The 10609-nt window shown below is 63.3% G+C and carries 9 protein-coding genes; 8 read left to right on the plus strand and 1 reads right to left on the minus strand.

Translation table 11 applies throughout. The features are described from left to right. The first annotated feature begins 5 nt into the window (after nucleotides 1–5). The 3 genes from EJP67_RS29005 (at nucleotide 6) to EJP67_RS29015 (ending at nucleotide 3063) form a co-directional block, all read left to right on the plus strand. Complete coding sequence (locus EJP67_RS29005) at nucleotides 6–992, plus strand: hypothetical protein (RefSeq protein WP_126025181.1); 987 nt, start codon at nucleotides 6–8, stop codon at nucleotides 990–992. Then, nucleotides 989–1477, plus strand: a complete 489-nt coding sequence (locus tag EJP67_RS29010; RefSeq protein ID WP_126025182.1) for a GNAT family N-acetyltransferase — start codon at nucleotides 989–991, stop codon at nucleotides 1475–1477. The genes EJP67_RS29005 and EJP67_RS29010 overlap by 4 nt, the downstream gene beginning before the upstream one ends. A 518-nt stretch (nucleotides 1478–1995) precedes the next feature. After that, the gene (locus EJP67_RS29015) at nucleotides 1996–3063 is read left to right on the plus strand and encodes a glycosyltransferase family 2 protein (protein ID WP_126025183.1); all 1068 of its coding nucleotides are present in this window, start codon (nucleotides 1996–1998) and stop codon (nucleotides 3061–3063) included. A 47-nt stretch (nucleotides 3064–3110) separates the two neighbouring features. Here the strand turns inward: EJP67_RS29015 and EJP67_RS29020 are convergent, their stop codons facing one another. Beyond that, a complete protein-coding gene (locus tag EJP67_RS29020) occupies nucleotides 3111–3818 on the minus strand; it encodes a FadR/GntR family transcriptional regulator (RefSeq protein ID WP_126025184.1) in 708 nt (235 codons plus the stop codon). 239 nt (nucleotides 3819–4057) lie between these two features. Between EJP67_RS29020 and EJP67_RS29025 the strand changes: the two genes are divergently transcribed. The 5 genes from EJP67_RS29025 to EJP67_RS29045 form a co-directional block, all read left to right on the plus strand. Further along, nucleotides 4058–5140, plus strand: coding sequence for a porin (locus EJP67_RS29025; RefSeq protein WP_126025185.1), 1083 nt, complete (start codon nucleotides 4058–4060; stop codon nucleotides 5138–5140). Nucleotides 5141–5289: 149 nt separating this feature from the next. Continuing rightward, nucleotides 5290–7989, plus strand: coding sequence for a glycosyl hydrolase family 95 catalytic domain-containing protein (locus EJP67_RS29030; RefSeq protein ID WP_240650818.1), 2700 nt, complete (start codon nucleotides 5290–5292; stop codon nucleotides 7987–7989). A 12-nt stretch (nucleotides 7990–8001) separates the two neighbouring features. Beyond that, entirely contained in the window at nucleotides 8002–8763 is a 762-nt protein-coding gene (locus tag EJP67_RS29035) for an SDR family oxidoreductase (RefSeq protein WP_126025187.1), read from the plus strand. A gap of 23 nt (nucleotides 8764–8786) precedes the next feature. Next, on the plus strand, nucleotides 8787–9662 hold the full coding sequence (locus tag EJP67_RS29040) for an amidohydrolase family protein (RefSeq protein WP_126025188.1): 876 nt from the start codon (nucleotides 8787–8789) through the stop codon (nucleotides 9660–9662). Nucleotides 9663–9672: 10 nt separating this feature from the next. After that, on the plus strand, nucleotides 9673–10609 hold a 937-nt coding region (locus tag EJP67_RS29045), incomplete at its 3' end, for a sugar ABC transporter ATP-binding protein (protein WP_133373065.1).

A 10609-nucleotide genomic window follows, 5' to 3' on the forward strand; every position in this document is an offset into this window, starting at 1 on the left:
TTGCAATGCACTTCGTTCCGGCAGATCGACTCTCCACCGACGAGAACGAACGCCACGCGATGCTGCGTACCTATTTCTGCGACAAGGACGCCTTACCCATCCCGGCCCAGGGTGGCTGGGAACTCGAGTTGGCGTGGCCGACAGGAAAAGACAGGCACGTTGACCCGGCCTTGGATCAGGGGCTTCGCTGGTGGAGAGGCAATCTGGACCTTGGCGACATGCCTTTCGCGAGGCGGCGCGAGGGAAAGATTCTGACGGCGCTCTACGACACGTGGACCCTTCACAGTTGGAGCGAGTGGCTGGAAAGAAGCGACGCCCACCCCTCCGACGGCATCGTCATTCTCCATGTCGATGACCATCGCGACCTGGGTTCCCCGAGACTTTTTCTTCGCGATGGAAAATGGGTCGATGCCATCACGCTGCAGGCATTCGACCTTCGCGACCCAGCGTCTGTAGAGCGAAGCATCCAAAGCGGCGCCGTGGGAATGGGCAGCTTCATGACACCCTTTCTCCACCTCTTCCCGCAGGCGGATGTCCGGCATCTGTGCCAGCCTCCGAAGACGAGCGTAACGCGTCGCTGCAGCTTTCGTGCGACGACAGAACCAGACACCCTGCTGGATCCGGGAAGCCTTCGCCCTGCCATCGAGTTGCAAGAGGAATCCGAGGGACTGGGAACCTACCTTGCAACGCCCGATATGGACACCTGGCTCGCCGGCATCGGCGATCAACCGGTTCTCCTGCATATCGACATGGACTACTTCAACAATCGCTACGACGGGGACAGCGACTGGAAAACAAGATCGGAGGTCCTGGACCCCGATTCGCGCTCGGTCGGAGAGAGGATCGATGCGCTCACTGCCGCCTTGGCACGTCACGCGCTGGGCCAGCGTCTTGAGGATGTGACGATTGCATTTTCGCCAGGATTCTTTCCTGCCGAGTTGTGGCAGGAGGCCGACGAGCGACTTCGACGTGGTCTTGAGGAGATCCTGTGAGCACGAAGAAACCCGCGGCGCGCCCAGCGAAGCGCCGCCCGATCCGGCCGACACCCAAGCCCAGGACCGTCAAGCCTCAGGCCCACAGCGAGAAGGTCGACGCGCAAGACGTGCACATCGTGAGCGTTCCCGGAACTCGTGGAAAGGGTGACGGACCTGGCGGCGAGAAATGGCGCATTGATGTCAACGACCTGCGCGCGGGTGAAGTGTTCATCAACCTGATCGATGAGCCTCCAGTTGGGCCCCACGCATCGATTCAGATTTACCTGAACGTCAAGAGTCAGGGGCGAGGCATCGGCAGCGTCGCTTACCGCAAGGCATGTGAAGCCAGCCAGCATCATGTGATCTATGCCCACATGCGAAAGTCGAACACGGCGTCTCGCCGAGCTGCGGAGAACGCGGGCTTTGTCGACGTGTCGCCTCCCGGCTTCATCCAGCTCATCCTGGTCAGACGGGCATCGACTCGCGCTCGTCCCTCGCCTTGAAGTCTCAGTGTTCTTCCCGCCTTCCTGGAAAGTCGACTGGTTGCATCTTCTGACCGGGATACGGCCTGTGATTCGAACCCAACTGCTCGACCTGGGTTCGGCATGGGCTGCCACGAGATGGATCCGTCGCCAGGGACTGGCATGTGTCGTTGACGACCAGGGCTTCGTCGTCATTGCCCGGAATGCATTCCGGGCAAGAAGGACGATGGCGATCGATAGATCAGAGGGCAACCACACACGTGCGCTCGGCCTTGCGCTGGGCTACCCGAGGTGCTGCTGTCGAGAGGCGGCAAGGAGGGGAGACGGCCAGTTGGATCAGTGGGCCGCGGCCTACTCCCATACCGGGCTCTCAGGTCTTTCACGAATGCTGGATCCCGCCAGGTATGCCGAAGGGAAAAGCATGCTCAGCCATATCCCCTGCGGCCCGCGATGCACAAGATCGCTGCAGATGGCTCGGCTTGTCGTGCAAGCCCGGCATCAATTGCGCACATCCAAGTTGAAGAAAGGGAAGGTGCTCGATGCACGCGTTCGTTGTCATCCCCTGTCTCAATGAAGAAGGCTGTCTGGCAGCGACTTGCCATTCGCTCGGATTTCCCGAAGGATCTCCGCTCCATACGACGCTCGTCCTTGTCGACAACGGCTCCGAGGACAGGACGCCGGACGTGATGGCCGGTATCAAGAGTTCGGCTCCACCTGGTCGCGTGATCGTCGTGCAGGAGTCTCGACGGGGATATGTGTTCGCGCGGCACGCAGGAGCCATGGCCTGCCTTGACATTGCCACGCACCAGAAACTGGACCTCGGCCAGGTCATCTTGCTTCAGGCAGACGCGGACACCATCTATCTATCCGGCTACTTGCATCACATGTGCGCGCGATTCAATGCAGCGCCTTCCATGGCGATTGTCGAAGGCGCGGCGATCACCGCGCGCGAGTTTGCGCAAAGCTATCCGGAATACGACGCGCTCAGCAGAAAGATCGATTGCGAAATGGACCCTCTCCTGGCGGACGGTGCCGACGACGTGGTGCTTGACGATAAGGTCTGTGCGTTTCGGTTGGGAGACTACTTCGCTTGGGGCGGTCATCAGAGAGAGTTCGACGACGGCGGCGACGAAATGTTCGCCGAGACAACGCGACTCTATTTGAGAGCCAGGGACTCACATCACGCGACCCGAATCAGAGTTGAGAAAGCGGCTGCACTGCCGTCCAGGAGGAAACTGATCGAGCACGCTGCAGCCCACTTTGCTTCGGCGGGATTTCCGCGGCAGAGCCGGTGGTTCCTGCACTGGAAGGAACGGCACACCAAGCAGGATGCCGATCGCTTCCTCAACGATCCTGTTGCATCGGGATGCCTCCTTGAGGCCGTCAAATCCAGACGGCGTCATGAGCTTGCTTTATTCGGGCTATTACCCTTGCTGGTCAACAGGAACGCGTCGTGTTGCGAGGCGACAAGAAAATTCTTTGCGTCGCAGGACTTTTCTCCCAAATGCGCAGAACCTGCAGCCGCGCTGCGGCTGGTACTCCAACTCGCAGATGAGCGGGATGGCCCATTGGATGCGTTCTTGGATGCGGAGACAGAGCCGATATAAGCAGCTCTGTTAAGTCTGCGCATATGCCCGAATGCTTTCGCCTCACTTTAAGAGGGCAGCGTGGATTCCTCGGTCCACCGCGCATGCGATGCGCCCAGGTGATGCAGCATCGCCGCCACCGCCGCCTGCGGATCCCGCGCCTCCAGCGCACGGTAGATCGCTTCGTGCTCCACAAACGCCGCCTTCCAAGCTTGTGAATCCTCGGTGCGGGCGCTCATGCGCGACATGATCGGGCTGTGCCGTCCGTCAAACATTTCCCCGACCAGTCGCACCAGTACCGAATTGCCAGTCATCTCCGCAATGGCGATGTGAAAACGCCGATCGTTCTCCGTCTGCACGCGGCCGTTCAGGCCGTCCTGGCGCATGCCCTCCAATGTTGCCCTCACGCGCTCAAGATGCTGCGGCGTGGCCCGCGCGGAAGCCAGTGTGACCACAGCGCCCTCGAGCATCGCGCGCGCCTGCATCATTTCTGACGGGCTCTCACCCACGGCTGGTGTGGCGTGCTCCGGGGCGTCCTGCGATGCGCAGACATACACGCCTGATCCCATCCGTATCTCGATGCGCCCATCGATCTCAAGGGCGATCAGCGCTTCCCGCAGCGAAGGCCGCGACACGCCCAGTTGCAAGGCCAGTTCCCGCTCCGGTGGCAGGCGCGCCCCGGCGGGCAGGTTGCCCTCTCGGATGAAGGCCCGGATCTGATCTGCGATCTGTTGGTAGAGCCGGCGAGTGTCGGCAGGTTTGACGGGAGGAAGCATAGGTAAGGAAAAACGGTCCGCACGAACTGGTCATGCCAGTTTGACACTCACACTCTCTCATTAGACGTCGTAATACCGCAAATTCTTGAGGGTAAACCCTAAAAGGGTTTGTTCTGGTAAGGCCAATTTAGCCATATGGCAAAGTGGCCAGACCAAATTGGTCAGGCCAAAAAGCTGCGCAAGCGAAAAGCCAGCACCGTTTGGCACATCCCATTCAGATAACGACAGGAGACGAGAAGATGACGATGAAGACTCACCGACCCCTCGCCGCAGCAAGTGCACTGGGCGCTTGCATCGCCTGCCTGGGTCTCGGTGCCGTGAGCGCCCAGGCCCAGAGCAGCGTGACCCTGTACGGCCGCGCGGTCGCGGGCGTCGACTACCAGAACAACATCGCCAACGACCAGGGTCAGGGCCGTGGTCATCTGTTGCGCCACGCCGGCAACCAGTGGGGCACCAGCATGCTCGGTGTGAAGGGCACAGAGGACCTGGGAGGCGGCCTCACTGCCCTGTTCGTGCTCGAAGGCGGCTTCGACCTGCCCGCGGCCAAGCCCAACGGCGCCGACCTACTGTTGAACCGGCGTTCCTACGTCGGCCTGCAGGACTACTGGGGCAAGCTGGTGCTGGGCAAGAACCTGTCGATCTCCAACGACGTGTGGTTCATCGATCCCACGGGTCAACAGTTCATCGGCACCGCAACGCTGGTGCGCGGGCGCAACTGGCAAGGCAACGACAACGGTATCGAATACACGACGCCAACCTGGGGGGGCTTCAGTGCCACCGTGCAAACTGGCCTAGGCGAACAGACCGATGGCTTCACGAAATTGCGCAAGGACGGCATCTCGCTGTCCTATGTCGCGCCTTCGTTCGAAGTACGGGCCATCTACGATGTGGCGCGCGACAAGAACGGCAAGTATTCCGACCTGTTCAGCACCTCCAAGGAACTCACGCTCGGCGGCACCGCTAGTATCTCAGACGACCTGAAGATGTTCGTCGGCTACCAGCGCCTTTCGGCGCCTGATGCGCCGCTCAATGCGCCGAGCAAGGCCAACCACTATTGGGTCGGAGCCAACTACAAGCTCACGCCTTGGCTGACCCTGATCGGTTCGATGTTCCGTGTCACGCAGAACCGCGACGCCGGCAGCGCCAACCTCTACATGCTGGGCGCGAACTACGCGCTGTCCAAGCGCACGCTGCTCTACGCGTCGGTGGGCAAAGTCTTCAACAGCGCGAACGCCAACTTCTCGGTGGAAGCGACAAACAACAACCCGGCCATGGGCGGCAAGCAATCGGGCACGTACTTCGGCATCAGCCATACGTTCTGAGGCCAGCTCAGCAAACACTCCAACGGAGGCGATCCATGGAAGAAACCAGGAATCCCCAAGACCTGCGGCGCCGTGCGCTGCTCAAGCTCAGCGGCGCGATGTCGGTGTTGCCAGTGTTGCAAGCATGTGGCGGCGGCAGCGAAGGTGGCATGCCCGCCGCGGGCAGCGCCACGGCTTCCGAGAAGGCCGTCGGGAACAAGGCGGCCGTCCTCGCTGCATCGTCTGCACCCTTCACGCCGGCCAGCATCGCATCGCGCGCGCTTTGGTACGACAGTGCCGCATCCGACTGGGAATCCCAGGCGCTGCCCATCGGCAACGCACGTCTGGGGGCCATGCTGTTCGCGGGCGCATCCAATGAGCAGATCCAGTTCAACGAACAAAGCTTGTGGGGCGGAGTCAACAACTACGACAACGCGCTGGCCGGCAAGAACGACGATGCTTTCGACACGAGCGTGACCGGCTTCGGCAGCTACCGGAGCTTCGGCGACATCGCACTGGCCTTCATCGGCAGCGTCCCATCGCCACAGGTGACTTGGCCGGAACCGCAGGGCAGTACCTCGGCGACTGAAGGCGTCGCCAAGAGCGTGGATGGCAGCAACGGGACCAAGTGGTGCGTGGACGGCCCTGGCACCCTGGTGCTGTGGCAGGTGGCGCTGCCGCAAGCTGCGGTCGTGAGCGCCTACACGCTCACCAGTGCCAACGACGTGCCGGCGCGCGATCCGCAGCAATGGACTCTTGCCGGATCGAACGACGGGACGACCTGGACAACACTGGACACGCGCTCGCTGCCCTCTCCATTCGAATCGCGCGCACAGTCCAAGACGTTCAACTGCTCCAACACGACCGCCTACCGCTTCTACCGCTTCGCCTTCGTTCCGAAGACTGGTGTGAGCCACTTTCAGGTGGCGGAGATCGCGCTCGCGGGCCTCGACCTGAAGCCGGGTGCTGAAGCGGCGGTCTCGGGCTATCGCCGCACGCTGGACCTGGGCATAGGCGTGCACACCACCGAGTTCAGCATCGGCAGTCGCAAGATCGTGCGCGAGGCTTTCGCCAGCAAGGCCCACGACGTGATGGTGTTCCGTTACACCGCCAGCGATGCGCAGGCGTTTTCTGGCACGCTGACCTTGACCTCCGCGCAGGGCGCAGCTGCCAAGGCCGACGCCGCCACGGCCCAGGTGTCGTTCAGCGGGGCCATGGCCAACGGCCTTAAATATGCCTGCGCGGTGCAGGTGGTAAGGGAAGACGGCCAACTCACGGTGGACGGCAATGCACTGCGCTTCGACAAGTGCACCAGCCTCACCTTACTGGTCGATGCACGCACCGACTACAAGTTGGACTACGCCGCAGGCTGGCGCAGCACCGATCCCGCGCCCCGGGTGCAAGCCACGCTGGCCGTGGCGGCCTCCAAGACCTACGCCACCTTGCGCCAAGCGCATGTCGCCGACTTCGGCGCCGTCATGTCGCGTGCCGGCGTCGTGTGGGGCGAGACCGATGCCACCACCGCGGCGCTGTCCACCCGGCAGCGCCTACAGCGCTACGCGGGCGGTGCGACCGACCCCGGCCTGGAGCAGGCGATGTTCGACTACGGCCGCTACCTGCTGGTGAGCTCGTCGCGCCCGGGTGGTCTGCCAGCCAACCTGCAGGGTCTGTGGAACAACAGCAACTCGCCGGCCTGGGGGAGCGACTACCACACCAACATCAACGTGCAGATGAACTACTGGGGCGCCGAAAGCACAGGGCTCTCGGACTGTCACACGCCGCTGATCGACTTCGTCTCCCAGGTCGCCGGGCCGAGCCGGGTGGCGACGAGAAACGCCTTCGGCGCCAACACACGTGGTTGGACGGCGCGCACGAGCCAGAGCATCTTCGGCGGCAACGGCTGGAACTGGAACAACGTCTCCAGCGCCTGGTATGCACAGCACCTGTACGAGCATTTCGCGTTCACGCAAGACCTGAACTACCTTCGCGTGACGGCCTACCCGATGCTCAAGGAGATCTGCCAGTTCTGGGAAGACCGGCTGAAGACGCGCGCTGACGGCCTGCTCGTCTCTCCCAAAGGCTGGTCGCCGGAGCACGGACCGACCGAAGACGGCGTGATGTACGACCAGCAGATCATCTGGGACCTGTTCCAGAACTACTTGGACGCGGCCCGCACGCTGAACATCGACACGGCGTATCAATCGGTGGTAGCGGGCCTGCAGGCCAAGCTTGCCCCGAACAAAGTCGGCAAGTGGGGCCAGTTGCAGGAATGGCAGGAGGACATCGACGATCCCAAGGACATTCACCGTCACACCTCGCACCTGTTCGCCGTGTATCCGGGGCGCCAGATCACACCAGTCAAGACGCCTGCTTTTGCCGCCGCCGCATTGGTGTCGCTGAAGGCCCGCTGCGGCGAAGTGGTCAACCAGCCTTTTACCGCCGCGACGGTGACGGGGGACAGCCGGCGCTCGTGGACGTGGCCCTGGCGCTGTGCTCTGTTCGCACGGCTGGGCGACGCCGCCCGCGCGCAAACGATGCTGCGCGGCCTGCTGAGCTACAACACACTGCAGAACCTGTTCTGCAACCACCCGCCGTTCCAGATGGACGGCAACTTCGGCATCTCCGGCGCGCTGACCGAAATGCTCCTGCAGAGTCACGAAGGCGTGATCGTGCTGCTGCCGGCCTGTCCCGACGACTGGAAGGCGGCCGGCGCATTCAACGGCCTGCGCGCGCGCGGCGGCTACCGCGTGAGCTGCGTATGGAAGAACGGGCAGGTGGTGTCCTGGGAAATCGTCGCGGACAAGGCGCGCAACAAGAATCCGGTGCGGGTGCGCATCAACGGTGAAGAACGCGATGTCACGCCTACCTGATGCAAGGAACAGATGACTTCAAGCAGACTCCAGAACAAGACGATTCTCGTCACCGCGGCAGCGCAAGGCATCGGCTTTGCCACCGCGTTGGCCTGCGCGCAAGAAGGCGCGCAGGTGATTGCGACCGACATCAACGCAGGGCTTCTCGACAGGCTCGCGCATACCTCCGCCGGTATTCGCACGTCGGTGCTTGACGTGCGCAGCCCGGAAGCCATCACCGCGCTGGCGGCCGAACTGCCGGCGCTCGATGGCCTCTTCAACTGCGCGGGCTACGTGCACCACGGCAGCGTGCTCGAATGCGACGAGGCCGCATGGGACTTCTCCTTCGACCTCAACGTCAAGAGCATGTACCGCATGGTGAAAGCCTTCCTGCCGGGCATGCTCGACCACGCGAAGCGAGATGGAGGTGGTGCATCGATCGTCAACATGGCGTCAATGGCTTCGTCGGTCAAGGGCTTCCCGAACCGCTTCGCCTATGGTGCATCCAAGGCCGCGGTGGTTGGCATGACCAAGGCCCTCGCAGCGGACCACGTACAACAGGGGCTACGCTGCAATGCACTGTGCCCTGGTACAGTGAATACGCCCTCCTTGCGCGAGCGAATCGCCGCTGCGGCAGACCCGGCGCAGGCCGAGCGCTACTTCATCGCACGCCAGCCCATGGGGCGTCTCGCGGTGGCAGAAGACATTGCGCCACAGGTGGTGTATCTGCTTAGCGATGAGTCTCGCTTCGTCACCGGCCAGGTCGTTCTGGTCGATGGCGGCGTTACCATCTGACGCGACGGATGGTGCCAGGCAGCATGACGCAGCGCATCGATTCGCATCAGCATTTCTGGCGGCCCGCGCGCGGCGACTATGCGTGGCTGCGTGCCGATGTGCCCAGCCTGACGCCGCTGATGCGTGACTTCCTTCCCGAGCATCTCACGCCACTCCTGCAGGCGCATGGCGTTGCGAGAACGGTGCTCGTGCAGGCCGCCGACGCTGAAGCCGAAACGGATTTCATGCTCAAGCCCGCCACGGCGCACGACGTAGTCGACGGGGTGGTCGGCTGGGTCGACCTGGGCCGTGCCGATACGGTGGCTTCGCTCGAACGCATGGCCCGCTATCCGAAATTCAAGGGCGTGCGTCCGATGCTGCAGGACCTGGCCGACGACGACTGGATCGCGCGGATGCCGCATCCCGACGTGGTACAGGCGCTCGTACGCTTGGGCCTGCGCTTCGATGCGCTGGTGAAGCCCAGGCATCTGACCTCGCTGATCCGCTTTCTGAAGCAGTGGCCGCAGTTGCCCGTAGTGATCGACCACGCCGCCAAGCCGCCGATGGGTGCGCACGACAGCGAGGCCTTCGCGACCTGGCGCAAGCAGATGGTCGAGCTGGCCGCGCTGCCGCAAGCGCACTGCAAGTTCTCTGGGCTCCGCGGCGAGGCGCCGTGGGCAGCGCATCACGACGTCGATGCCGCGGCACGTGTTGTGCTCCCGATCTGGGAACACCTGCTCGAAAACTTCGGCCCCACACGCCTCATGTGGGGCAGCGACTGGCCGGTGCTCACCCTAGCTGGTGGCTACGCGGGCTGGATCGCGGTCAGCCAGGCCTGCATCGGCGTCCTCTCGGCCAGCGAGCAGGCCCACATCTGGCGGGGGACCGCGCAACGCTTCTATGGCATCTCGACGGACTGAACGCACCATCATGCAACCCATCGTCACCATCCGCGACCTCTGCAAATCCTTTTCCGGCGTGCGCGCACTCGACAGGGCGCAATTCGATCTCTTGCCCGGCGAGGTGCACGCCCTGATGGGCGAAAACGGCGCGGGTAAGTCCACGCTGATGAAAGTGCTGGCGGGCGTCTACCGCAAGGACTCGGGCGAGGTGCTGATCGACGGCCAGCCCGTGGACATCGCGAGCCCACGCGAGGCGCAGGCGCTGGGCATCGGGATCATCCATCAGGAACTGAACCTGATGAATCACCTGAGCGCCGCGCAGAACATCTTCATCGGGCGCGAGCCGCGCGGGCGTCTGGGCCTCTTCATCGACGAAGAAGCGATGCGGGACGGCACGCAGCGTATCTTCGATCGCATGAACCTGCGGCTCGATCCTCACACCCCTGTGGGCGAGCTCACGGTGGCCAGGCAGCAGATGGTGGAGATCGCCAAGGCGCTGTCGTTCGACTCGCGCGTGCTCATCATGGACGAGCCCACCGCCGCCTTGAACAACGAGGAGGTGGCAGACCTGTTCCGCATCATCGGGCGCCTGCGTTCGCGCGGCGTGGCCGTCGTCTACATCTCGCACAAGATGGATGAGTTGAAGCGCATCGCCGACCGCGTGACCGTGATGCGCGACGGCCAGTACATCGCCACCGTGCCGATGGCGACGACGCCGATGGACACGCTCATCGCCATGATGGTGGGCCGCCAGCTCGCCGAAGCCGGGCACGAGATGCCCGACACCTCAGGCAACGAGGTGGTGCTGGAGGCCAGGGGCATCTGCCGGGGCGCGATGGTGCGCGACGCCAGCTTCGTGCTGCGGCGCGGCGAGATACTCGGCTTCGCGGGGCTGATGGGCGCGGGCCGCACCGAGCTGGCGCGCGCCGTGTTCGGTGCCGACCGCATCGACGCGGGCGAAGTCC

This window comes from Variovorax guangxiensis (assembly GCF_003952165.1).
Taxonomy (GTDB): domain Bacteria; phylum Pseudomonadota; class Gammaproteobacteria; order Burkholderiales; family Burkholderiaceae_C; genus Variovorax; species Variovorax guangxiensis.

Coding starts and splice junctions, on each gene's coding strand:
- EJP67_RS29005 (WP_126025181.1), top strand. CDS start 6: ATGCACTTCGTTCCGGCAGATCGACTCTCCACCGACGAGAACGAACGC.
- EJP67_RS29015 (WP_126025183.1), top strand. CDS start 1,996: ATGCACGCGTTCGTTGTCATCCCCTGTCTCAATGAAGAAGGCTGTCTG.
- EJP67_RS29020 (WP_126025184.1), bottom strand. CDS start 3,818: ATGCTTCCTCCCGTCAAACCTGCCGACACTCGCCGGCTCTACCAACAG.
- EJP67_RS29025 (WP_126025185.1), top strand. CDS start 4,058: ATGACGATGAAGACTCACCGACCCCTCGCCGCAGCAAGTGCACTGGGC.
- EJP67_RS29030 (WP_240650818.1), top strand. CDS start 5,290: ATGCCCGCCGCGGGCAGCGCCACGGCTTCCGAGAAGGCCGTCGGGAAC.
- EJP67_RS29035 (WP_126025187.1), top strand. CDS start 8,002: ATGACTTCAAGCAGACTCCAGAACAAGACGATTCTCGTCACCGCGGCA.
- EJP67_RS29040 (WP_126025188.1), top strand. CDS start 8,787: ATGACGCAGCGCATCGATTCGCATCAGCATTTCTGGCGGCCCGCGCGC.